Origin of the sequence: Streptomyces crystallinus (assembly GCF_039521265.1) — a bacterium.
Taxonomy (GTDB): domain Bacteria; phylum Actinomycetota; class Actinomycetes; order Streptomycetales; family Streptomycetaceae; genus Streptomyces; species Streptomyces crystallinus.
The window spans coordinates 616,554-637,933 of sequence record NZ_BAAACA010000006.1; the positions used below are offsets into that span (position 1 = coordinate 616,554).

The 21,380-nt window shown below is 71.7% G+C and carries 22 protein-coding genes and 1 tRNA gene; 11 read left to right on the forward strand and 12 right to left on the reverse strand.

What is annotated here, in order from left to right; translation table 11 throughout:
• Nucleotides 1-87: 87 nt before the first annotated feature.
• Together ABD236_RS06630 and ABD236_RS06635 are read right to left on the reverse strand one after the other, a co-directional pair.
• Complete coding sequence (locus ABD236_RS06630) at nucleotides 88-291, reverse strand: MbtH family protein (RefSeq protein WP_344071131.1); 204 nt, start codon at nucleotides 289-291, stop codon at nucleotides 88-90.
• A gap of 376 nt (nucleotides 292-667) precedes the next feature.
• Nucleotides 668-1,939 carry an MFS transporter gene (locus tag ABD236_RS06635; RefSeq protein WP_344071133.1) on the reverse strand — a complete coding sequence of 424 codons (1,272 nt, stop codon included), beginning with the start codon at nucleotides 1,937-1,939 and terminating at the stop codon, nucleotides 668-670.
• A gap of 379 nt (nucleotides 1,940-2,318) precedes the next feature.
• On the opposite strand from ABD236_RS06635, the gene ABD236_RS06640 reads away from it, so the two are divergent.
• The gene (locus tag ABD236_RS06640) at nucleotides 2,319-3,575 is read left to right on the forward strand and encodes an ATP-grasp domain-containing protein (protein WP_344071135.1); all 1,257 of its coding nucleotides are present in this window, start codon (nucleotides 2,319-2,321) and stop codon (nucleotides 3,573-3,575) included.
• 85 nt (nucleotides 3,576-3,660) lie between these two features.
• Nucleotides 3,661-4,173 (forward strand): GNAT family N-acetyltransferase, encoded by a 513-nt coding sequence (locus ABD236_RS06645; RefSeq protein ID WP_344071137.1) that lies wholly within the window; start codon nucleotides 3,661-3,663, stop codon nucleotides 4,171-4,173.
• Nucleotides 4,174-4,210: 37 nt separating this feature from the next.
• On the opposite strand, the gene ABD236_RS06650 is transcribed toward ABD236_RS06645, so the two are convergent.
• Nucleotides 4,211-4,927, reverse strand: coding sequence for an NAD(P)-dependent oxidoreductase (locus ABD236_RS06650; RefSeq protein ID WP_344071139.1), 717 nt, complete (start codon nucleotides 4,925-4,927; stop codon nucleotides 4,211-4,213).
• A 62-nt stretch (nucleotides 4,928-4,989) separates the two neighbouring features.
• Here ABD236_RS06650 and ABD236_RS06655 point away from each other — a divergent pair, with 62 nt between their 5' ends.
• Entirely contained in the window at nucleotides 4,990-5,373 is a 384-nt protein-coding gene (locus ABD236_RS06655; RefSeq protein ID WP_344071141.1) for a winged helix-turn-helix transcriptional regulator, read from the forward strand.
• 93 nt (nucleotides 5,374-5,466) lie between these two features.
• On the opposite strand, the gene ABD236_RS06660 is transcribed toward ABD236_RS06655, so the two are convergent.
• Nucleotides 5,467-5,931 (reverse strand): hypothetical protein, encoded by a 465-nt coding sequence (locus ABD236_RS06660; protein ID WP_344071143.1) that lies wholly within the window; start codon nucleotides 5,929-5,931, stop codon nucleotides 5,467-5,469.
• Between the two features lie 213 nt (nucleotides 5,932-6,144).
• On the reverse strand, nucleotides 6,145-6,510 hold the full coding sequence (locus ABD236_RS06665; protein WP_344071145.1) for a winged helix-turn-helix transcriptional regulator: 366 nt from the start codon (nucleotides 6,508-6,510) through the stop codon (nucleotides 6,145-6,147).
• 183 nt (nucleotides 6,511-6,693) lie between these two features.
• Here ABD236_RS06665 and ABD236_RS06670 point away from each other — a divergent pair, with 183 nt between their 5' ends.
• Complete coding sequence (locus ABD236_RS06670; protein WP_344071147.1) at nucleotides 6,694-7,668, forward strand: NADP-dependent oxidoreductase; 975 nt, start codon at nucleotides 6,694-6,696, stop codon at nucleotides 7,666-7,668.
• A gap of 77 nt (nucleotides 7,669-7,745) precedes the next feature.
• Here the strand turns inward: ABD236_RS06670 and ABD236_RS06675 are convergent, their stop codons facing one another.
• Nucleotides 7,746-8,528 carry a maleate cis-trans isomerase family protein gene (locus tag ABD236_RS06675; RefSeq protein WP_344071149.1) on the reverse strand — a complete coding sequence of 261 codons (783 nt, stop codon included), beginning with the start codon at nucleotides 8,526-8,528 and terminating at the stop codon, nucleotides 7,746-7,748.
• 357 nt (nucleotides 8,529-8,885) lie between these two features.
• Between ABD236_RS06675 and ABD236_RS06680 the strand changes: the two genes are divergently transcribed.
• The 4 genes from ABD236_RS06680 to ABD236_RS06695 all read left to right on the forward strand — a co-directional run bounded on the left by ABD236_RS06680 (nucleotide 8,886) and on the right by ABD236_RS06695 (nucleotide 14,292).
• Nucleotides 8,886-10,853 (forward strand): FAD/NAD(P)-binding protein, encoded by a 1,968-nt coding sequence (locus ABD236_RS06680; RefSeq protein WP_344071151.1) that lies wholly within the window; start codon nucleotides 8,886-8,888, stop codon nucleotides 10,851-10,853.
• The gene (locus ABD236_RS06685; protein ID WP_344071153.1) at nucleotides 10,850-12,256 is read left to right on the forward strand and encodes a nitrosuccinate lyase; all 1,407 of its coding nucleotides are present in this window, start codon (nucleotides 10,850-10,852) and stop codon (nucleotides 12,254-12,256) included. Before ABD236_RS06680 ends, ABD236_RS06685 begins: the two co-directional genes overlap by 4 nt.
• 127 nt (nucleotides 12,257-12,383) lie before the next feature.
• Nucleotides 12,384-13,289 carry a hypothetical protein gene (locus ABD236_RS06690; protein ID WP_344071155.1) on the forward strand — a complete coding sequence of 302 codons (906 nt, stop codon included), beginning with the start codon at nucleotides 12,384-12,386 and terminating at the stop codon, nucleotides 13,287-13,289.
• A gap of 247 nt (nucleotides 13,290-13,536) precedes the next feature.
• Nucleotides 13,537-14,292, forward strand: coding sequence for a dienelactone hydrolase family protein (locus ABD236_RS06695; RefSeq protein ID WP_344071157.1), 756 nt, complete (start codon nucleotides 13,537-13,539; stop codon nucleotides 14,290-14,292).
• A 67-nt stretch (nucleotides 14,293-14,359) separates the two neighbouring features.
• Here the strand turns inward: ABD236_RS06695 and ABD236_RS06700 are convergent.
• Nucleotides 14,360-14,433 (reverse strand) — tRNA-Met (locus ABD236_RS06700).
• A 106-nt stretch (nucleotides 14,434-14,539) separates the two neighbouring features.
• Entirely contained in the window at nucleotides 14,540-16,381 is a 1,842-nt protein-coding gene (locus ABD236_RS06705) for an alpha-L-fucosidase (protein ID WP_344071159.1), read from the reverse strand.
• Between the two features lie 159 nt (nucleotides 16,382-16,540).
• Here ABD236_RS06705 and ABD236_RS06710 point away from each other — a divergent pair, with 159 nt between their 5' ends.
• On the forward strand, nucleotides 16,541-17,143 hold the full coding sequence (locus ABD236_RS06710) for a phosphoribosylanthranilate isomerase (protein WP_344071161.1): 603 nt from the start codon (nucleotides 16,541-16,543) through the stop codon (nucleotides 17,141-17,143).
• Nucleotides 17,144-17,205: 62 nt separating this feature from the next.
• Here ABD236_RS06710 and ABD236_RS06715 read toward each other — a convergent pair whose 3' ends face one another.
• The gene (locus ABD236_RS06715; RefSeq protein ID WP_344071163.1) at nucleotides 17,206-17,514 is read right to left on the reverse strand and encodes a putative quinol monooxygenase; all 309 of its coding nucleotides are present in this window, start codon (nucleotides 17,512-17,514) and stop codon (nucleotides 17,206-17,208) included.
• A gap of 143 nt (nucleotides 17,515-17,657) precedes the next feature.
• Here ABD236_RS06715 and ABD236_RS06720 point away from each other — a divergent pair, with 143 nt between their 5' ends.
• Complete coding sequence (locus tag ABD236_RS06720; protein WP_344071165.1) at nucleotides 17,658-17,852, forward strand: antitoxin; 195 nt, start codon at nucleotides 17,658-17,660, stop codon at nucleotides 17,850-17,852.
• Between the two features lie 82 nt (nucleotides 17,853-17,934).
• Here ABD236_RS06720 and ABD236_RS06725 read toward each other — a convergent pair whose 3' ends face one another.
• From ABD236_RS06725 to ABD236_RS06735, 3 genes are all read right to left on the reverse strand, one after another.
• On the reverse strand, nucleotides 17,935-18,483 hold the full coding sequence (locus ABD236_RS06725) for a CchlQ (protein ID WP_344071167.1): 549 nt from the start codon (nucleotides 18,481-18,483) through the stop codon (nucleotides 17,935-17,937).
• A gap of 34 nt (nucleotides 18,484-18,517) precedes the next feature.
• On the reverse strand, nucleotides 18,518-18,901 hold the full coding sequence (gcvH, locus tag ABD236_RS06730; protein WP_344071170.1) for a glycine cleavage system protein GcvH: 384 nt from the start codon (nucleotides 18,899-18,901) through the stop codon (nucleotides 18,518-18,520).
• A gap of 228 nt (nucleotides 18,902-19,129) precedes the next feature.
• On the reverse strand, nucleotides 19,130-20,653 hold the full coding sequence (locus ABD236_RS06735) for a chitinase (protein WP_344071173.1): 1,524 nt from the start codon (nucleotides 20,651-20,653) through the stop codon (nucleotides 19,130-19,132).
• A 322-nt stretch (nucleotides 20,654-20,975) separates the two neighbouring features.
• Between ABD236_RS06735 and ABD236_RS06740 the strand changes: the two genes are divergently transcribed.
• Nucleotides 20,976-21,338, forward strand: a complete 363-nt coding sequence (locus ABD236_RS06740) for a cupin domain-containing protein (protein WP_344071175.1) — start codon at nucleotides 20,976-20,978, stop codon at nucleotides 21,336-21,338.
• The last annotated feature ends 42 nt before the right edge of the window (nucleotides 21,339-21,380 follow it).

Consider the following 21,380-nt stretch of genomic DNA (forward strand, 5'->3'; position numbering starts at 1 on the left):
ACGGCTGGCTTCGGTACTCAACGTGCACTCTCCTCGCTGATGGATCACGCGGACGGTCGCGGCCGCCCCCGGCGGCCCGGTATCCCGTCAGCCGACGGCGGCGTCCATACGGCGGCGGAGCCCGGCGGGGCGCATATCGGTCCACACCTCGTCGACCCGCGCCGCGCACTCCTGTCGGGTCCCCTCGAACCCTTCGGTGCGCCACCCCGCGGGGATTTCCAGATCGGCGGGCCACATCGAGTACTGGTCCTCGTCATTGACCACGACGCGATAACGCCGCTCGTCGTTCATGCGCTCTCCAGAACTGGGGTTACCAATTTTCGAAAGATGGATGAATTCCACGGACGTCCGTGCGCTCGGTGAGTGCGGACACAAATCCGTGACCGGCACGAAGGCTCTCACGCACCCTTGGGGAACACTAGGTTCAACAAAAGGTCGACTGACCGGTAACGCGCCCCGCCGACCGCCCACTTGACGCAGGGTGGCTGACGATCTTGGACACGAAGGTGTGTTACGGACACGAATCCTCGACGCAACGTGATCGTAATGTGGCGTAGATCACCCCCCCTCCGCCGTCTCCCCAAACCCCTTCCCATCAGGGCGAATTGCCCCAGCAGTGGCCCAAATCCCCAGGCTGGCGCGGCAGTTGGTTTCAGGCCGCCGTGGCTCAACTCGGCTGCTGTGCTTCCAGGTTGTCGAGGGCCGCCGTCGACGCGGGGGTGCCGGCGGCCTCCGCCTCCCGTACGCGCGCACCCCACCGCACCACCGGCCGCAGCGCCGCCGCCGCCCCCACGAACAGACCGCCGAGCAGGATCCAGCCCGGCGCCCCCCAGTAGACGATCAGGCCGGTCAGGGCGAGCGGCCCGACCATCTCGGCGACCGTGGTGCCGTTGCCGAAGAACGCCTGGTACTGGCCGTGCTTGCCCTCGGGCGCCAGACCGAAGCTGAGCTCCCAGGCCCCGGCCGCCTGCATCATCTCGCCCACCGCCTGCACGGCCACCGCGACCAGCAGCAGCACCCCCGCCACCCAGGCGGAGTCACCCGACCCCGAGAAGGCGAACACGACACAGCCCACGGCCAGTAGCACGCTGCCCAGGAACACATGACGGGACGCGCTCTCCAGCCCTGTCACCCCCCGGGAGACCCTGACCTGGAAGAGCACCACCGCCACCGTGTTCAGCATGAACATCACCGAAAGCAGCCAGGTGGGCGCGGCGGTGTGCTCGCTGATCCACAGCGGCAGGGCGATGTCCACCAGCGGGATGTGCAGCAGCAGAAGCGTGTTGAGCACGCTCAGCACGATGTACGGCCGGTCCTTGAAGACCGACGTGCCCGCCTCCTCGGGCGTGGCCGGTGCCGAGGGAGCCACCGTCGGAAGCCGGCTGAGCACGAACGACGCGGCGAAGAAGGCCAGGGCGTTGAGCGCGAACACCGCGTAGTAGGCGCCGCGCCGGTCGAAGAGCAGCGCGAGGCCGCCGAGCCCGGCGCCCACCGCGAGCCCCGCGTTGTAGCTGGACTGCACATGGGCGCGGACCTCCGTCACCCGCTCCTTGGGTATCAGCCCGGCGAGCAGCGCCTGCTGGGCCGCCGAACCGCCGCGCTGGCACACCGCGTACACACAGGCGCCGACGGCGAACAGGGCGAAGGAGGAGATGAACAGATAGGAGGCGACGGCGAGTCCCGCGCCGACGAAGAGGACGGCCGCCGTGCCGCGCGGACCCCTGCGGTCGGCGAGATGCCCCAGCGGTACGCTCAGCACCAGCGCCACCGACCAGGCGACGGTGAGCCCGAGCCCCATCTGCACCGGCGAGAGCCCCACCACTCTGGTGAAGAACAGCGCCGCGCAGATGTAGTACGCGCCGTCGCCGGTACGGCACACCAGCTGGGCGAGGGCCAGCACCCGAGGCGGTCCGGGCGGGGGGATCAGGCTCTTGATCACGTTTCTCCTTGCGGCGCGCACACGCGGCCGCGGTAGCGGGGGAGTCGGCGGGGGCCGCGCGGGGCGGGGCGCGGGCCGTCCGGGGCGGACGGACCCGGACGTCGGAGGACGGGTTCGGGCGTCGGCGGCGGCGGGGGAGTCGGGCGCCGCGGTCCGCCGGATCCGGCCGTCGGGTGCGGAAGGGGCGCGTCCGCCGTGGCGGTGTACCGCGCCACGGGCGCCACGAGACCATATGTGATCACCGAGGAGGGCAACAACGCCTTCTCGGCCCCGGCTTGGCGCGATTCCCCCTTGCGCGCACCTCCCCCAACGGGAAGTGGCGTACATACCTTGACAGTTGATATTGCTACGGAAAAGATCACCGAGGAGAGGGGTTGCCGTGACGGAGCACGTGTTGGTGTTCGGCGTCGGATACGACATACCGGCCCGCATGCGCGCGTTCGGCGAGGCGACCGGTCAGAAGGTCACCACGTCCGTCGTCTGCTGGCCCGAACACCTCGCGAAGATGGACGACACCGAGGAGCACCAGCGGATCGTCGTCCTGAGCCCCGACGCCTCCGACGAGGAGTGGATCGCGATGGCCAGGGCCATCGACGCCGTCGAACGGGTGACCAGGATCGGTTCCTTCTACGACGACTGCCGGCCGCAGGCCGCCCTGGTCGCCCAGGTGCTCGGCCTCGACACGCACACCCCCGAGATCGTCGAACTCGTCATGAACAAGTACGCGATGCGGCAGCGGCTCGCCGAGACCGGTGTCGAGGCCACGGCCTCCGCCGTCGTCGAGACCCCCGACGAGCTGCGCTCCTTCGCCGAGGCGCACGGCTACCCCTGTGTGGTCAAACCCCTCACCGGCGCGGCCAGCAAGGGTGTCTCCATCGTCGCCGGGGCCGCGGAGGCGGAGTCGGCGCTCGCACGCGCCAGCGGTACGGGCTCCGACGCGCGCGCCACCGTCGAGGAGTTCCTCGCGGGCGCCCAGTACAGCGTGGAGGCGTTCTCGGAGCGGGGCGAGCACGTGGTCGTCGCCATCACGCGCAAGTACTCGGACCCGGTCAGTCTGGTGGAGCTCGGCCATGTGATGCCCGCGCCGCTGGAGCCCGCGCAGACCGAGGCCGTCACCCGGCACGTCGTCGCCACGCTCGACGCGCTCGGCGTCGAGTTCGGCCCCACCCACACCGAGGTCATCCTCACCGAGCGCGGGCCGCGGGTCATCGAGACGCATCTGCGCACCGGCGGCGACGAACTGTGGAACATGGTGACGGACGCGACGGGTGTGGACCTGATCGAGTCCCAGCTCCAGCAGATCCTCGGCGAGAAGGTGCTGCCCGGCATCCGCGCCACGCTCGACGACCCGGACCGGAACGGCCGCAGCGAGGCCATCTGGTTCGCGGGCGCACCCGAACGGGGAACCCTCGTCGAGGTGTCGGGCACGGAGGCCGAGCGTCCCGGCGCGGTGACGCTGAACGTGCTGGGCACACCGGGCACCGAACTGAACGGCCTGCAGAACAGCTTCTCCCGGCTGGCCTGGGCGCGGGCCCACGCCGCCACCGCCGAGGAGGCGGTCGCCCTCGCCAGGGAGGCGATCGACGGACTGGCGTTCATCACACGCGTACCGGCGTCGCACGGCGAACTCCTCTAGCGGGCAACGAGGTTGCCAGGGCCGCCCGCGACTTCCTGGGACAATCCGATTGCGACGCGCCATACCCGGTGATATCCCACCGGGTATGGAATGTCTCGTCACCCCACGGCTCGTCCTGCACCCGATGAGCGTCGAGGACGCGCTGGCGCTGGTCGCGGAGGAGCCGGGCGGCAACGCCGGCTGGGCCCCCGGATACCCCACCGAGGCCGACACCGCCGGGGCCCGGCGCTATCTGGAGACCTGCGAGGGGACGGGCGGTGACCCACAGCCGTTCGGTGCGTACGAGATCCGTCGCCGCGAGGACGGCCGCGCCATCGGCGGCCTCGGCTTCCACGGCGCCCCCGACCTCGACGGCACCGTCACCATCGGCTACGGCCTGGTGCCCTCGGCCCAGGGCCACGGCTACGCCACCGAAGCCCTGCGCGCCCTGCTGCTGTTCGCCCGCGACCAGGGCGTCACCCGGGTCAAGGGCGACACCGCCCACGACAACATCGCCTCCCAGCGGGTGATGACCGCAGCGGGCATGAGCCTCGTCGCGCAGGACGCGTGGCTGAAGTACTACGCGGTGGAGTGGGCGGATGACCCGGACGACCTGTAGGGGGCGCACCGCGAGACACACCGCGGCCGCGGGTCACTCAGTCCGCGACGGCCAGCTGCACCCGGCTGTGCCCCGGCTCGTCGATCTCGTCCAGCACGGCGAGCGCCAGGTCGGGGTGGGAGATGTGCCCGGGGCCGTCGAGGACCGTGCCGACCGCCGTGCGGTAGCGGCCCGTGCGCGGCGCCTGCGGGTCCAGGTCGAGGGGCGGCACCACCATCAGCCAGTCGAGCTCGGACCCCACCGCGCCCAGCGCCGCGAACTCGGCCACGTGCCCCTGCGAGAACACCCGGTACTGCTCGGGAAACCCGGGTGCGTCCATGACCCGTACACCCGGCGCCGTCTCCAGCGTGGTGGCGATGCCCAGCACCACGAGACGGCCCACCCCGGCCGCGGTGAGACCGGTGGTCATGGCTTCGGCGGCGGAGACGAAGTACTCCTCGGAGGGCACGTCCAGCCGTACGGAGGCGTTCACGGCCGCGTCGTGACCTGCCGTCACGTTCCGCACCGAGGCGGCGTCGGTGGCGTCGCCGCGGACCACGGTCACGGCGTCGGAGCCGAGGTCGGCGTACTTCGCCGGGTCGCGCACCACCGCCGTCACGGCGTGGCCGCGTGCCACCGCCTCCGCCACCACGGCCCGGCCCACCCGGCCGCCCGCGCCGAAGACGGCGATGCGCTTGGAGGAGGGGGTGGAGTGGGTGGAGTGGGAGAAGTCGGAGGGATTCACGGAGGGCGCGGAAGGCGCGTTCGTCGTCATGAGGGGAACGCTAGGACGGGCACCCCTGGTTACCGCAAAGATACTGGGCTAGCGTCGGCCCCATGATCGACCGTCCCACCCCCGCACCCCTGCCCGCCGACCTCTTCGACCGCCCCGACTGCGCCGGTGCCGCGGTGCCCTTCCGCGTCGGCGACAAGTGGACCGGTGTGGTCCTGCGCTGTCTGGAGGACGGTCCGCGCAGGTTCACCGAACTGCGGGTGCCGCTGCACTGGATCACCCCGAAGGTGCTGACCGAGACCCTGCGCGCGATGGAGCGCGACGGTTTCCTCACCCGTACCGCGTACGACGAGAACCCGCCCCGCGTCGAGTACGAACTCACCGGGCTCGGACGGTCGTTGCTCGCTCCTCTCGACGCCACCTGCGAGTGGTCCCGGACGCATCTGCACGAGGTCGCGGTGGCCCGGGAGCAGTACCTGGCCAAGTAGCGGGGCGCGTGCCACGCTCGGGTCGGCGAGGCCGGGCCCGCGCGTGCCCGGCCTGCCGGAACCCAGGTGGTCAGTGGTGACCGCGGTGGTGCGTCAGTGGTCGGTGCCCGTGGCCCAGACGGCTCGGCTGCCGTCGTAGATGACCACGTTGCCGTCGTCCTGGACGACGAGGCGCGAGCCCGGGCGGCCGTCGGTGTTGGAGGCCCACACCGGGCGGTTGGAGCGGGTGTAGACGACGAAGTTGCCGTCCGTCTGGAGGCGGGCGGTCCAGCCCCGGCCGACGGTGTTGGAGGCCCAGCGAGCCCGGTTGAACTCGTCGTAGACGACCAGGTTGCCGTCGGACTGCATGATCAGCCGAGCCGTGTTCGAGCTGACCGACTCGTTGTGGTTGAGGGTGAACGGCGCATACCGCGTCTGGGTCGCATCCACCCGAGCCGCCGCGGACCGCGCGGCGGCGGGCGACGAGGCGTCGTGCGCCGCGGTCGCGCTCGCCTGCCCGACGAGGGCCATGGTGGCGAGGGTGGCGGTGGCCAGAAGTGTGGTGACTCTCTTCCCCACGAGAAAACTCCTTGGGTCAGGTAGTTCATCCATCGGCGCGCGCCCGGTTCGGGCGCCGCACTCGGACTCTGGCACCCCACCCGCGCCGGAGGCGCCCGCTCCGGGCCCGGCTGACGTGTTTCCCGTCCCTCTTCGACCGGAAACAGCACGATGTGCTGTCAGGGTTGCGCGCAGCGAGTGATCCCTACACGAGTCACCGCCGCCGGGCCGGGCTCACTGCCCGGCGTACAGCAGATCCACGTTCCGCTCCGCCCAGTCGCGCATGTGCGCCAGCGGCTCGGCGGCGCTGTGGCCCAGCTCGGTCAGGGCGTACTCGACGTGCGGGGGCACGGCCGGGTAGACCGTGCGGGAGACCAGCCCCGCGTCCTCCAGGCGGCGCAGGGTCTGGGTGAGCACCTTGGGGCTGACACCCTGGAGCACCCGCTGGAGCGCCCCGAACCGTACGGGGCCGTCCTCCATGGCCCCTATCGCCAGCGCACTCCACTTGTTGGCCAGCAGCTCCAGCACGTTCCGGCAGGGGCACAGGGCCGCGTAGACGTCGTGCTTGTCATGGCTGCCGGTGCCGCAGTTCCTGCTCATGGGCGCTTTTCCTCCGGGCGGGGCGCGATCGGGTCGTCGATACGGGGAATCGGGGAATCAACACGGGCCATCGATACTATCCAAAAGATAGTAGGTGCCCTTGCAGGTTACTACTACCCCTCCCATAGCTTTGCCGCATCGATCACCGCGCGGGCGCAGTCGCCCGCACCCGAGGAGTCAGCCATGTCCCACCCCGCCCCCACGATGCGCACCGTCACCCAGTCCGCCTTCGGCGGCCCCGAGGTCCTCCGGGTCAACGAGGCGCCCCGCCCCGTACCGCTGCCGACCGAGGTCCTGGTGCGGGTCGTCTCCGCCGGGGTCAACCCGGTCGACGTGAAGACGCGGGAGGGCCACGGGATGGCCGGCGTCCTCGGGGAGCCGCCGTTCGTCCTCGGCTGGGACGTCTCCGGGGTGGTCGAGGAGGTCGGCTTCGGCGTGCACACCCTGGAGGTCGGCGACGAGGTGTACGGCATGCCGTGGTTCCCGCGCGCCGCCGGGGGCTACGGCGAGTACGTCACCGCTCCGGCCCGCCAGTTCGCCCGCAAGCCCGCGTCCCTGGACCACGACGGCGCCGCGGCCGTCCCGCTCGCCGCGCTCACCGCCTGGCAGATCCTGGTCGACACCGCCGACGTGCGTCCCGGACAGCGCGTGCTCGTGCACGCCGCGGCGGGTGGCGTGGGTCACTTCGCCGTCCAGATCGCCAAGCACCTCGGCGCCCACGTCATCGCCACCGCCAGCGCCGGCAAGCACGCCTGGCTGCGGGAGCTCGGCGCCGACGAGGTGGTCGACTACACCGCCGCCCCCTTCGAGAAGGAGCTCTCCGGCGTCGACGTGGTCGTCGACCTCGTGGGGGACGAGATCGACAGCACCAGCACACGCTCCCTGGACGTGCTGAGCCCGGGTGGCCTGCTCGTCGCGGTCCCGTCCGGTGTGTCGGGCGAGCTGGCCGAGAAGGCCGCCGCGGCCGGTGTGCGCGCCAAGCCGTTCCTGGTGGAGCCGGACGGCGCCGCCCTGACCCGGCTCGCCGGGCTGATCGACGCCGGAGCGATCAAGGTCGAGGTGGCGGCGGTGCTGCCGCTGGACGAGGTCGCGCAGGCCCACCGCCAGCAGGCCTCGGGCCGCACCCGGGGCAAGATCGTCCTGCGCGTGGCGGAGTGATCCCGGAGCGGTGAGCGCGGCGCGGCCCGGTCTGCCCTCCCGTACGGGAAGCGGTGGCCGGGACCGCGCACGCACCCCTACAACGACGGCGTGTCCACGGCGAACAGCCGCCCGTACCCCGTGATCGCGGCGGTGCGGCAGTCGGCCGCGCGCAGAACCGCCCATAGCAGCACCTGATTGGCTGTCAACACCGGTCGGCCGAGCGTGCGTTCGAGGTTCTCCACCATCCCCACCGCCCGGAACCCGTTGCCTCCCACGACGACGGCCTCCGCCTCCCCGGGGACACGGGCGGCCACCCAGTCGTGCAGCTCACCCGGCCGGATGAGGGCCTGCCCGCTGGGGAGGTCGCAGGGCGCGGAGAAGGGCACGTCGAACCCGGCGGCCTCGTAGTAGCCCCGGCCGAGGCCGTTGAGCTCGGTGTCGAACCACGGTGGATCCACCAGGGCGATCCGGGTGGCGCCCAGCAGGCGCAGGGCCTCCACCGTGGAGGCGCAGGTGGCGACCACCGGCAGTCCGTGGGCACGGTCCGTGAGCCGGGCGAGCATCGCCTCCTCGCCGTCCGCTCCGATGACGTACGCGGAGCTGGTGAAGGCGTAGGCGAGGGCGGCCAGGGGCGCCGTGGCCAGCTGGGCGGCGGCCTCGTCGACGTACGGCGGCTCGGCGAAGGCGCGCACCGGCGCCAGCGCGATCGTGGCGTCCATGGCCCCGCCGTGGCGCATCGCGCCGAACGGCACCCGGGCGGCGTGCACCCCCACGTCGGGCGGCGCCATCGCGCGGAACTCCGACTCGGGGCCCACGTCGGCGTGGGGGGTGAGCACGCCGATCCGCACCCGTACGTCCCAGCCATCAGGTCGCCACATCGCTCTCGCACCTCCATGCGCGGACGGCTCCTCGCGGACGGCCCCGCCATGGACTGTCTGCTTCCGCTTGTCCATCGTGCGGGCTCCCGGCCGCCCGCGCGACATGCCGACGCCATCCGGGTGCGCCGGAAAGACGGCTGTGACCTGCGTTTTCCTTTACTCCGGTGTCTCTGGGGCCGCTCCGTCAACACCCGTGCGCCATGCCGCAGTTGACCGGCGCTCTTGGCTCGCACAACCTCACCATGGCTATCGTCCCGCTGTGAGGAGCGGCAATCGACGGCGAACCCCCCGGTTCCGCTGGAAGTCGCTCCTTACCACCCCCGAAGGCACCGGGCAGGACGACAGGAGAGTGTGGTCATGAGGAGTGGCGTACCCAGGACGCTGTGCTTGATCGGTGCCGGACCGCGAGGGCTCTCGGTGCTGGAGCGGCTGTGCGCCAACGAGCGTGCGCTTGCGACGCACTCCGTGGTGACCGTGCACGTGGTGGAGCCGCACGAGCCGGGCGCCGGCGCGGTGTGGCGCACCGACCAGTCGCGGCTGCTGCTGATGAACACGGTGGCGTCCCAGATCACCGTGCACACCGACGCGAGCTCGCGCATCGAGGGGCCCGTCGAACCCGGACCCACCCTGGAGGAGTGGGCCAGGGAGGTGGCCGCGTCCGGCGAGCGCGCCGGTCACGACGAGCAGACCCTCGCCGAGGCCCGTGACCTGGGGCCGAACACCTATCCCACCCGCGCCTTCTACGGCAGCTATCTGTCCGCGATGTTCCAGCAGGTGGTCCGGCGCGCCCCCGCGCACGTCACCATCGAGGTGCACCGCGCGCGTGCCGTCGCCCTCGCGGACAGCCACGGCGAGGCCGACGGCGAACAGGCCGTGGGGCTCTCCGACGGCACCTGGCTCAGCGGACTGGACGCCGTCGTCCTCGCCCAGGGCCACGTCCCGGTGCGCCCCACCGCCCACGAGGAGCGGACCGCCAGCCTCGCCCGGGTCCACGGCCTGCGCTACCTCCAGCCCGCCAACCCCGCCGACCTCGACCTGAGCGTCGTGGCGCCGGGCGAGCCGGTCCTGCTGCGCGGCCTCGGGCTCAACTTCTTCGACCACATGACCCTCCTCACCCAGGGCCGCGGCGGCTCCTTCGAGCGGGTCGACGGCCGTCTGGTGTACCGGCCCTCGGGCCAGGAGCCGGTGATGTACGCCACGTCCCGCCGAGGCGTTCCGTACCACGCGCGCGGGGAGAACGAGAAGGGCGCCTCGGAGCGCTACTACCCGCGTCTGCTCACCCCCGAGTACGTCGAGACCCTGCGCAAGCGGGCCGACGGAGGCGAACGGATCGGGCTGCGCGAGGAGTTGTGGCCGTTGATCACCCGCGAGGTCGAGAGCGTCTACTACGGCACCTGGCTCACCGCCCACGGCCGCGACGCCGAGCGCACGGCTCTGGTCGACGGCTTCCTGGCGTGCGAGAGCGCCGAGGGCCGCGACGCGCTGCTCGACGCCGCCGGCATACCCGAGGCGGAGCGCTGGAGCTGGGAGCGGCTGTCACGGCCCTACGGGGAGCGGCAGTTCGGCGACCGGGACGCGTTCCGCGCCTGGCTGCTGCGGTATCTGCGCGAGGACGTACGCGAAGCCAGACAGGGCAACGTCAGCGGCCCCCTCAAGTCCGCCCTCGACGTCCTGCGTGACCTGCGCAACGAGATCCGGCTCGCGGTCGACCACAGCGGGCTGCACGGCGACTCGCACCGCGACGAACTCGACGGCTGGTACACCCCGTTGAACGCCTTCCTCTCCATCGGGCCGCCCACCTCGCGCATCGAGGAGATGATCGCGCTGATCGAGGCGGGCGTCCTCGAACTCACCGGCCCGCGCACCGAGATACGCATCGACACCGTCAACCACGCCTTCGTCGCCCAGTCCCACTCCGTTCCCGGGCCGCCGCTGCGCGCCCACGTACTGATCGAGGCGCGGCTGCCCGAGGCGGATCTGCGGCGCGCCGCCGACCCGCTGCTCCAGCACCTGGTCGCCACCGGCCAGGCCGTGAACCACCGGGTGCCCACCGCGGACGGCGCCGCGTACGAGACCGGCGGCCTCTCGGTCGCCGAGCGCCCCTACCACGTCCGTGACGCCAGGGGCCGGGCGCACCCGCGCCGGTTCGCCTACGGTGTGCCCACGGAGGCCGTGCACTGGGTGACCGCGGCCGGGATCAGGCCGGGGGTGGACTCGGTGACACTGGCCGACTCCGACGCCATCGCCCGTGCGGTACTGGCCCTCGCACCCCGCCCCACGACCTCGGTCGCCGCCGCCGACCGTCTGCAAGGAGCCCTCGTATGACCAGCCGTCACGACAGCCCGATGGACTCCGGGCTGCTCTCGCCGGTGCGCGCCGGCACCCCGGTGGAGGAGGCCGTCGGCGACCTGGCGTGGCTCCAGGCGATGCTCGACGCCGAGGCCGCGCTCGCCCGGGCGCAGGCCGGGCTCGGCACCCTGCCGCAGAAGGTCGCCGACGTCATCGGTGCCGAGGCCCGCGCCGAACACCTGGACCTGCGGGAGCTCGCGCTGGCCGCCCGGGAGACCGCCAACCCGGTCGTCGGCCTGGTGCAGGCGCTCACCCGGCGCGTGGCCGCCGCCGACCCGGAGGCCGCGAACTACGTCCACCGCGGCTCCACCAGCCAGGACATCTTCGACACCGGCGCGATGCTGGTGGCCCAGCGGGCGCTGCGGCTGATGCGCGCCGATCTCGCCAGGTCCGCCGAGGCGCTGGCCGCCCTCGCCCGGAGCCACCGCGACACCACCATGGCGGGCCGCACCCTGGCCCTGCACGCCGTCCCCACCACCTTCGGGCTGAAGGCGGCGGGCTGGCGCCGGCTGCTGCTCGACGCCGACCTGCGCCTGGAGCGCGTCCTGGCGGGCGGACTGCCCGTCTCCCTGGGCGGGGCGGCGGGGACGCTCGCCGGATATCTGGAGTACGCGCGGCTCGACGGCGACGGCCCGGTGGACGCGGGCGACTACACGGCCCGGCTGACCGAGGCCTTCGCACGGGAGACGGGCCTGGCCGCGGCCGAACTGCCCTGGCACACCTTGCGGACACCCGTCGCGGACCTCGCCGCCGCCCTGGCGTTCACCGCCGCCGCCCTCGGGAAGATCGCGGTGGATGTGCAGTCGCTGACCCGCACCGAGGTCGGGGAGGTCACCGAGCCCGCGGTCAGCGGACGCGGCAGCTCCTCCGCCATGCCCCACAAGCGCAACCCCGTGCTGGCGACGCTGGTGCGCAGCGCGGCCCTGCAGGTGCCCGTGCTGGCCGCGGGCGTCACCCAGTGCATGCTCTCCGAGGACGAGCGCTCCGCCGGGGCCTGGCACGCCGAGTGGCAGCTGCTGCGCGAGTGCCTGCGGCTGACCGGCGGCGCCACCCACACCCTGGTGGAGCTGGCCGAGGGACTCGAAGTGCGGCCGGAGCGGATGGCCGGGAACCTGGCGCTCACCGGCGGCCAGATCGTCTCCGAGCGGATCGCGGCGGTCCTGGCACCCCGGCTCGGCAAGGCCGAGGCCAAACAGGCCCTCACCCGGGCCTCGCACGCGGCCCAGCACTCCGGGCGCCCGCTCGCGGACGTACTGGCCGAGTCGGAGGAGCTGCGCGGCCACTTCACCGCCGGGGAGCTCGCCGAGCTCTGCGACCCCGGCCGGTACACGGGCGGCGCGGCGGCCCTGGTGGACCGGGCGGTGGGCGAGCGGCGGTGAGGTGGTGAGGTGGTGAGCGAGGGCCGTTCGGGATACCCCGATCGGCCCCGCCGTCTGCGTGGCTGACGGTCACTCAGCGCCTGAGGTGCTGCGCTGTGACAGGGGGTCACGCGACGACAGGAGATCCATGCATACCGCACCGCTGCGCCACCGGACCCGGGCGGCGGCCGCCGCCCTGGCCCTCGCCACCGCCCTCGCGGGCGCCACCACCGCCGGGGCCACCGCCCGCGGCGAGGAGTACGGCGGCCACGACCGCAGGGCCGTCGAGGTGAACATCGGGCCCTCGGGCATCCACGCCCCCGACACCGCCGAGGCCGGACTGGTCGCCTTCCATGTGAGCACCGACGACCCGAAGGGCCATTTCCTCCAGGTCTTCCGGCCGCACCGCGGTGTCACCGTACGCAAGGTGCTCGCCGACCTGGGCAAGGCCGTCAGCAGGAAGCCCGCCGCCGCCGCGCAGGGCATCTCCGCGGTGCGCGACGAGGCCGACGTGCTCGGCGGCGCCCAGGTCACCCCGGCGGTGTCGGAGACCTTCACCACGCCGATCGGCGCGGGCCCGGTCGTGCTGCTGGACTTCACCGCCTTCCTGGCCGACCCGGCGCACCCTGTCACCCGCACCCTGAACCTGCGCGGCGGCCCGTCCAAGGACCTCGCGGACTTCCCCGACAGCATCGTGATCACCCGGGAGACCTCGGGCGGCCCCCGCTTCGACGTCAACGGACTGCACAGGGCCAAGGAGAACATCCTTGTGCACAACGCCTCGGACGAGATCCACGAGATGGGGCTGCAACCGGTCAAGCCCGGCACCACCGACGCCCAGATCCAGAAGTTCTTCGGCGGCAACTCCACCGGCCAGCCGCCCTTCACCGGTCCCTCCCTGGGCCTCGGCGCCATCTCCCCGGGCCGCACGGCGCTGTTGGAGACCCACCACCTGCCCCCGGGCACATATGCGCTGCTCTGCTTCGTACCGGACGACAAGACCGGACGTCCGCACGTCGCCGAGGGCATGCACAAGGTCGTCGTGCTGACCTGACGCCTCGGCGGACGACACCGCGGGAAGGCCCGTCGGGACGGTGTGCGGCAGCTCCACCGCCGTCATCGGCCCGACGGGCCTTCCCGGTTCAAATCCGGCCGCCTGTACGGGAAACGGCCGGAAAACGCCGACCGTCGGATCCGTCCAACCGGTGCGGAACGGCAAGAAATGGATCTTCACGTCCGGGTGGTTGTGACACGCTGTCGGGGTGTCCCAGGTGTAACACCGAACGAGAAGAGAGACGTTCATGACCACAGTGCTCGCAACCTCCGTGGACCTCACCACGCAGGACGGCACCGCCGACGCCTACCTCGTCCACCCCGACGACGGCGCGCCGCACCCCGGGGTCCTGCTCTACATGGACGCCTTCGGGCTCCGCCCCCACCTCAAGGGCATGGCCGACCGCATCGCCGCCGCCGGTTACACCGTGCTGGTCCCCAATGTGTTCTACCGCGCGGGCCGGGCGCCGATCGTGGAACTGCCCGACTTCATCGACCCGCAGCAGCGGCCCGACCTCTTCGACGTCCTCGGCCCGCACATATTCGCCCTCACCCCCGAGCTGGTCGCCCGCGACGCGGAGGCGTATCTGCGCTGGCTGGCCGACTCCCCGCTGGTCACGGACGGCCCGGTGGGCGTCACGGGCTACTGCATGGGCGCGGCCCTCGCCCTGCGCACCGCCGGCTCGTTCCCCGACCGGGTCGCGGCCGCGGCCGGCTTCCACGGCGGCCGGCTGGCGACCGACGCGCCCGACAGCCCCCACCTGCTCGCCGAACACATCACCGCGGAGCTGTACTTCGGCCACGCCGACCAGGACCCGGGGATGCCCGCCGAGCAGATCGACCGTCTGAACAAGGCGCTCTCGGCGGCCGGTGTCCGCCACCGGACCGAGGTCTACCAGGGCGCCCACCACGGCTTCACCCAGGCCGACACCGCCGCCTACGACGAGGCCGGCGACGCCCGTCACTGGGAGGCGCTGCTCGCCCTGCTCGACCGCAACCTCTGACGGCGCGCGGGCGCGCACCCGACGCAAGAGGCCCGCATCCCAGAAGGATGCGGGCCTCTTGACGCAGTAGCGGGGACAGGATTTGAACCTGCGACCTCTGGGTTATGAGCCCAGCGAGCTACCGAGCTGCTCCACCCCGCGTCGGTGAACACCACTCTACGGCACTTCGCGCACCCCGATGACCAACCGTCCCCGTCCCCACCTCCCGCACCCGCCCGGGGCGCGGGAGGTGGGACCGGCTTCCGGCTCAGCCCGCGTAGAGCTGTGACGCCGGGACCACCTGCTGGTCCGTGCCCGGGCTGGACCACAGCAGCTTCATATGCGCCTCCCCGGTCTGCTCGGCGTACTCGATCCTGATGGTGTGCCGCCTGCCCGCGGTGAGTGCGGCCTCGCCCTTGTCGACGCGCGGGCCGTGCGGCGACCAGGAGTCGATGACCAGCCTGCCGTCGATCCACACGCGCGCCATGTCGTCCGAGACGGTGGTGAGGGTGTACGTCTCCGAGCGGCGCGGCTCGACGGTGCCGGTCCACCGGATGCTGAACCGGTCGGCGGGCACCGCCTGGTCGGGGGAGCCGCTGAACCGCCAGGCGTGGTTCACGGTGGGGTCGGTGCGGGTGACCTTGGGGGCACCGCCGAGGTGGTCGTTGTCGAAGACCTCCTCCTTGAGCCCGCGGCCGGTCCCGGCGGGGGAGGTGGGGCCGGGGTCCACGGTCAGCTCGACGACCGTCGCGACCGCGTTGGTCGCGGCGCCCGACGGGGTGATGTCGAAGCCGTCACCGGCCTTGGCGACCCGTACCTGCTGGCCGCTCCCCAGCACCCGGGCCGCCTTCACGGCGAAGGCTGTACGCGCCCTCAGATGCAGGGGTGTGCCGCTCGCGGGCCACTGGGTGACCGCCGCGTACAGCTTGTCGCCCTTGCGGCTGACCGACCCCCACGCGGGCTCGTCGACCAGACCGCCGTACCCGGCGCCATGGACGGCCTCGCCCTGGCCCGAGGCGCGCAGCCAGTCGCCCATCTGCCGCAGCCGGTCGACGGAGGGCTGCGGGATGCGGCCGCGGGCGTCGGGTCCGACGTTCAGCAGGTAGTTGCCGCTGCGCGAGGTGGTGGCGAGCAGATTGCGCACCAGCGTCGTACCGGACTTCCAGTTCTGGTCGTAACGGGCGTATCCCCAGTGGTCGTTGAGCGTCATGCACGACTCCCACAGCTGGCCGTCGACCGGCGCGGCGGGGATCTCCTGCTCGGGGGTGCCGTAGTCGCCGTCGACGACGCGCCGCTTGCCGACCCGGTTGTTGACGACGAGATCCGGGCTGAGGCCGTGCAGATAGGACTCCAGCCGTTCGCCGTCCCGCTCGGTCCACGGGTTGTGCGGGTTCTCGGCCGACCACTCGCCGTCGAACCACAGCAGGTCCGGACGGTAGCCGTCGACGAGCTCCTTGAGCTGGGCGTACATGCGCTGTACGTACGCGGGGAAGGTCGCGGGGCTCGCGAAGTCCGGGTCGTGCCAGTCCCAGATCGAGTAGTAGAAGCCGAGTTTGATGCCGGCCTCGGTGGTGGCGCGCTTCAGCTCCGCGAGGATGTCGCGGTTCTTGTCGAAGGCCGAATGGTCGCGCAGGTTCCAGGAGTTGACCTTGGTGGGCCACATCGCATAGCCCTCGTGGTGCTTGGAGGTGATGACGATGTAGCGCATCCCCGCGTCCTTGGCCGCCTTGACGACGGCCTTCGCGTCGAAGTCGGCGGGGTCGAAGGCGGCGGCCCGCTTCTCGTACGCGTCCATCGGGATGCCGCACTCCCGCTTGATCCACTCGGCGTTGCGGCAGAGGGTGCCGTCGGGGCGGCGGTATTCGCCCTCCCAGTTCGTGTACGAGCCGAAGTGGATGAACATGCCGAAGCGGTCCTGGCGGAACCAGTCGGTACGGGCGGAGGTGAACGGGTCGTCGGTGGTGTAGTCGGTGCCGGGGCCCGCGGCCGGGGCGGTGGGCGGATCCGCCGTTCTCGCGGTGGCGGGAGCCGTCGAGACTCCCAGGGCGGCGGCGAGGAACACGGCGAGCCCGGCGACCGCGCGCCCGGTGCGACTGAGTGGGGTGTGCATGGGGCGACTCCCTGGTGTGAGGGTTCGCCGGGGAACGTAGGGACGAATACATCGGATGTCAATGCGGTCAACGCCCTTGAAGGGGTGAAGCGGAGGTCAACTGGCAGGCCAGTCAATGGCCAGTGATCCGATGACTAGCGGATTTGGTTGACTGTCGGCATGAGTGATCTCTTCGTCAAGATCTGCGGTCTGCGGACCGCGCGCGATGTCGACGTGGCCGTGGAGGCCGGGGCCGACGCGGTGGGTTTCGTCTTCGCGGCCAGCCCGCGCACGGTGGACGCCGAGACCGCCCGTCGACTGAGTGGACGGGTGCCGGACCATGTGCTCACGGTCGGCGTGTTCCGGGGGCAGTCGATGGAGGAGGTCCGGCGGCTGACGGAGGAGAGCGGCATCCGGGCGGTGCAGTTCCACGGGGACGAGGGGCCCGCGTACTACGAGGCGCTGCGCGCGCCGGGCCGCACCCTGATCCGGGCCACCGCCGCCGGGGAGCTCCCGGTCCGCTGCGGCGAGCTGGACGAGGATCTGCTGCTGCTCGACGCACCCGACCCGGGCTCGGGCACACCGTGGAACTGGGCCTCGCCCCGCTTCACCGCCCCCGAGGGCCGCTGGCTGCTGGCCGGTGGCCTGCACCCCGACAACGTCCGGCAGGCCGTCGAGGCCACCGGAGCGTGGGGGGTGGACGTCTCCAGCGGTGTGGAGAGCGAACGCGGGGTGAAGTCGGAGCAGTTGATCCGCGCGTTCGTCGCGGCGGCGCGAGGGTAGGCCGGGCCGTACCCGCGCGCAGCCGTACCCGTACGTAGCCGTGCCCGTAGGTATGAGCCGAGCTACTGGATGATCCCCTTGAGGGGGTCGCCGAACGGGAGGCTGTCGAGCACCCAGACGTCGGCGGGAGCGCCCAGGAGTCCCTCCACCCGCGCCCGGGTGCGGGCGAAGGTGGGCGTGGCGGAGTGGACCGCGAGGTCCTCGTCGGTGGTCCAGCGCTCCACGACGAAGATCGACGTCTGGTCGGTGTGCAGGGCGAACAGCTCGCACCCCGGCTCCTGGTGGACGAGCGGGACGGCCTCGGCGTAGACCTCCAGGACCTCCTGGAGGTGGCCGGGCTTGGGGTGGACGCGGGCGATGACGACGGGCATGGGACGACCCTATCGCGGCCTCGGGGCTGCGCCGGCGGCGCCTCTGACCAGGGCCGACGGTGCCCACGCTCACCCGTCCGGATGCGGAGTGGCGGGGGATGGGGTGATCCTGGGGTGCGGGGGCCGCTCTAGGAGGACAAGACATGTCCGTTATGGACAAGCTCAAGCAAATGCTCAAGGGCCACGAGGACAAGGCGGGCCAGGGGATCGACCGCGGCGGTGACTTCGTCGACGAGAGGACCCAGGGCAAGTACAGCAGCCAGGTCGACACGGCCCAGGACAAGCTCAAGCAGCAGCTGGGATCGGACCGCGAGCAGCAAGGCCCTCCGTCGGCCTGACACGGCAGAGCGTACGACGGCCTGACACACCAGAGCGCACGGGCGTCCGCCCCGGCTCGACCCGGAGCGGACGGCCCGCCGCTCATGTTCCCGTGACCGCCGTGCGCGTGCACACGGGACAGCGGTCCCGGCCGTCCCAGCCGCGCCACCCGAAGGCCGCGGGCGTCAGGGACTGCCCTTCCAACTCCTCGCGTACCGCGACCCGGTAGGCCCACACCGCCGCGATGTAGGGGTGGTACGCCTCGTGGAAGACGGGCGACGAGTGCCCGGCGCCGGTGGCGACGGCCCGGCGCAACGCGCGCAGATGCTCGTACATTGCCTGGCCCGCGCCGGCCACCCGCGTACTTCCCTCGACGAACAGCCGCTCCCGCACCTCCTGGATCCCGCCCCCGCGCAGCGCCGCCCGGGTGGCGGCCGCCAAGTCGGGCTCGGCGCCGGGAGTCTGCGCGAGGTGGCGCAGCTGGGTGAAGCACGCCTCGGCAGCGGAGATGAACTCCAGATACACCGCCCGCCGCCGCGCTCCCACCCCGCGCTCGCCCTCGCGCCGATGGCGGAGATAGTCGGCGAGCACGGTCCCGGAAATAGCGATCGAGCCACCGCTCAAGGTCGCGACAAGCGTGCCCCAGTCCACCTCTGCCCCCCTGCGCCCGCCCCTTCGACCGGGGTCAGGCCCCCGTGGCCGCCTGGTACTGCTCCGCCGTCAGCAGCTCCTCGGTGGGCTCGCCCGCGGCGGGGGAGATCTTGAAGAGCCAGACGCCGTACGGGTCGGTGTTGACCGACTGCGGGGTGGCGACCGCGTCCGCGTTGGTCTCCACGATCTCGCCGGCGAAGGGCGCGTAGATGTCGTTGGCCGCCTTCACCGACTCCACCGTGCCCACCGCCTCCTTGTGGGACACGGACTTTCCGGCGTCGGGGAGTTCGAGGAACTCGATGTCGCCCAGGGCCTGTCGGGCGTAGTCGGTGAGGCCCACCGCGAGCACGCCGTCGCCCTCGTCTCGGACCCACTGGTGGAACAGGGTGTAGCGCAGGTCAGCGGGGATGTTCGCCATGCTCGGGCTCCATTCGGCACACGCGGCACACACAGGGACCGCCCACGGCGGACGATCATTGAGAAGCTTGCCTGGCCGCCGGGCGCGAGGTGATGGTTTTTGGACATCGCGGGGGCACCCGACGCCGTCCGGCCGGGCGTCGGGGTGTGCCGCCCGTCACCTCGATCGCGGAGGTGTCCGGCACGCGGACACCGTGCCGGACACCGTCCGCTCGCGGGCTGTTCGGGTTCAGCAGGCGCCCAGGTCCTGCCAGACACCCCACTCGCCGGTGGTGCCGGGCTCCTCGCCCTGCGTCCACCACTTGGCCTTCCAGTTGTGGCCCTTGTGCGAGACCTGCTTGCCGCCGGTGTAGACCGTCGAGGCGTTCCACTCGGGAGCCGTGCACTGGTGGCCGGTTCCACCGGTGATGGTCAGGGTGTACGTGGCCGAGTGGCTCGCAGAGGCGCCGGAGCCGTTCACGGTCAGGGTGTAGGTGCCCGAGACTGCTGCCGAGGTCGTCGACACCGTCAGCGTGGACGAGCCGCCCGCCGTCACCGAGGTGGGGCTGAGCGAGGCCGTGACACCGGCGGGGGCGCCGCTGACGCTGAGGTTCACGGACTGCGCCTGGCCCGATGTCACCGCCGTCTTCACCGTGGTGGTGGCCGAACCGCCCGCCGTCACCGAGCCGGTGGCGGGGGAGGCCGTCACCGAGAAGTCGTTGGTGGGAGCGGTGGTACCCGAGGTGAACGGTTCGAAGATGTGGCTGAAGTCCCAGGTGTTCTGCTGGATGCCGGAGCAGTTGTCCGCCGCCGCGCCTCCGGGGCAGCTGCCGTTGTCCCGCTGGAGCGCCCAGAAGGAGAGGGTGTTGATGCCCTTGGAGACCGCCCAGTTGTACACCTGGGTGGCGTTGGCCAGGGTGAACGTCTCGGCGGGCCCGAAGTCGTCGACGCCCGGCATCTCGGTGACGCCGATCATGCCCCACAGCTGGGCCGGGGTCTTGCCGGGGTAGAGCTGGGCGAGCTGGTTGTACAGCCCCTGCGCCGCTGTCTGGGTGTCGTTGGCCATGTTGTGGGCGGCGTTGTCGTAGTAGTCGAACGTCATGATGTTGGCGACGTCGACGCGCGCCCCGTTGCTCACCGCGTTGCGCAGCACGGCGAGTCCGCTGGAGGCGAGACCCGAGGTGGTGGTGGGGAGGGTGTACGAGATCTCGATCTTGCGCCCGTTGGCCGCCGCCCAGTCCTGGACCTGCTTGATCGCCTTGTTGCGGCGGTCGATCCCGGCGCTGTTGTCCAGCGAGTCGACCTCGATGTCCATGTCGAGCCGGGCGACGTCGTAGGTCGTGATGACCTTCTCGTACGCGGCGGCGATCTGGTTGACGTCGGTGCAGCTGTCGGCGATCTCGGTGCCGGTGGTGTCCGCGGTGTAGCCGCCGAAGGACGGGATGACGTCCCCGCCGTTCGCCTGGATGGTCTTGATGTCGTTGCCGAAGGTGGAGGAGGCGATCGGCATACCGCTGTCGCCGTTCCAGTACGGCGTACAGGAGCCCTTGCTCGCCGTCTGGATGAACGCCATGGTCAGGTGCTTCGCGCCGGACTGGGCGGCCAGGGCGGCGGGGCTCTCGCCGGTCCAGGCCTCGAAGTAGGGGGCGAAGACATGGGCCGGCAGAGGGGTCGCGGCCTGGGCGGAGCCACCGCCGAGCACGGCGAGGCCCGCCGTGGCCACGGCGGTGACGGTCGCGGTGAGGACCGCGCGGAGGGTACGCATGCGTCTCATGTCCGTCCAAGGTGTGTGGGGAGGATCCGCCAATTCCCGTGGGGCACAGCGGTGTTGGGTATGGGATATCCCCGTGATCAGAGGCATGTCAATGGACTGGACCAAAACAGGACTAGACCAATTTCACGCAGGGGGCGGCTCCGGCGTTGGTCACCGGGGGCGGGGCGTACTGGACCACTGGGCGAGTGAATTCCGGGCGCGCGGGTGCGTCGGGGCGGCCGTGTCACCCGTACGGCCCATCGCCGATCGCGGCACCGCACCGCCCTGGTTACGTTCGGACCGTCGATGGTTCCCCCACCCCGCCGCCCAAGGAGAAGCACTCATGGCCGGTCTCGTACGGAAGAGTTTCGACGCGCCCGAGGAGGTCCGTCCGTTCGAGGACGGCAAGGGGCGCCTGGAGCTGGTCAACGTCGGCGGGGGACAGGTCGGCCGGGCCACGTTCGAGCCCGGCTGGCGCTGGTCGGAGCATGTGAAGCCGATCGCGCAGACCGACAGCTGTATGGCCGCGCACGCGGGCTACGTCGTCTCCGGACGGATGAAGGTCGTCATGGACGACGGCCAGGAAGAGGACTTCGGCCCCGGCGACTACATGAACATCGCGCCCGGCCACGACGGCTGGGTCCTGGGCGACGAGCCGTGCGTCGTCATCGACTGGATGGGCTTCTCGGACTACGCGAAGAGGTAGCCGCCGAGTCCCTCCTGCGCGCGAGCGCCGCGCCCCCTCCAG

Excerpts from the sequence above, each read along its gene's own strand:
- ABD236_RS06630 (WP_344071131.1), bottom strand. The coding sequence starts at position 291 with ATGAACGACGAGCGGCGTTATCGCGTCGTGGTCAATGACGAGGACCAG.
- ABD236_RS06645 (WP_344071137.1), top strand. The coding sequence starts at position 3,661 with ATGGAATGTCTCGTCACCCCACGGCTCGTCCTGCACCCGATGAGCGTC.
- ABD236_RS06650 (WP_344071139.1), bottom strand. The coding sequence starts at position 4,927 with ATGACGACGAACGCGCCTTCCGCGCCCTCCGTGAATCCCTCCGACTTC.
- ABD236_RS06655 (WP_344071141.1), top strand. The coding sequence starts at position 4,990 with ATGATCGACCGTCCCACCCCCGCACCCCTGCCCGCCGACCTCTTCGAC.
- ABD236_RS06665 (WP_344071145.1), bottom strand. The coding sequence starts at position 6,510 with ATGAGCAGGAACTGCGGCACCGGCAGCCATGACAAGCACGACGTCTAC.
- ABD236_RS06670 (WP_344071147.1), top strand. The coding sequence starts at position 6,694 with ATGTCCCACCCCGCCCCCACGATGCGCACCGTCACCCAGTCCGCCTTC.
- ABD236_RS06675 (WP_344071149.1), bottom strand. The coding sequence starts at position 8,528 with ATGTGGCGACCTGATGGCTGGGACGTACGGGTGCGGATCGGCGTGCTC.
- ABD236_RS06680 (WP_344071151.1), top strand. The coding sequence starts at position 8,886 with ATGAGGAGTGGCGTACCCAGGACGCTGTGCTTGATCGGTGCCGGACCG.
- ABD236_RS06685 (WP_344071153.1), top strand. The coding sequence starts at position 10,850 with ATGACCAGCCGTCACGACAGCCCGATGGACTCCGGGCTGCTCTCGCCG.
- ABD236_RS06690 (WP_344071155.1), top strand. The coding sequence starts at position 12,384 with ATGCATACCGCACCGCTGCGCCACCGGACCCGGGCGGCGGCCGCCGCC.
- ABD236_RS06695 (WP_344071157.1), top strand. The coding sequence starts at position 13,537 with ATGACCACAGTGCTCGCAACCTCCGTGGACCTCACCACGCAGGACGGC.
- ABD236_RS06705 (WP_344071159.1), bottom strand. The coding sequence starts at position 16,381 with ATGCACACCCCACTCAGTCGCACCGGGCGCGCGGTCGCCGGGCTCGCC.
- ABD236_RS06710 (WP_344071161.1), top strand. The coding sequence starts at position 16,541 with ATGAGTGATCTCTTCGTCAAGATCTGCGGTCTGCGGACCGCGCGCGAT.
- ABD236_RS06715 (WP_344071163.1), bottom strand. The coding sequence starts at position 17,514 with ATGCCCGTCGTCATCGCCCGCGTCCACCCCAAGCCCGGCCACCTCCAG.
- ABD236_RS06720 (WP_344071165.1), top strand. The coding sequence starts at position 17,658 with ATGTCCGTTATGGACAAGCTCAAGCAAATGCTCAAGGGCCACGAGGAC.
- gcvH (WP_344071170.1), bottom strand. The coding sequence starts at position 18,901 with ATGGCGAACATCCCCGCTGACCTGCGCTACACCCTGTTCCACCAGTGG.
- ABD236_RS06735 (WP_344071173.1), bottom strand. The coding sequence starts at position 20,653 with ATGAGACGCATGCGTACCCTCCGCGCGGTCCTCACCGCGACCGTCACC.
- ABD236_RS06740 (WP_344071175.1), top strand. The coding sequence starts at position 20,976 with ATGGCCGGTCTCGTACGGAAGAGTTTCGACGCGCCCGAGGAGGTCCGT.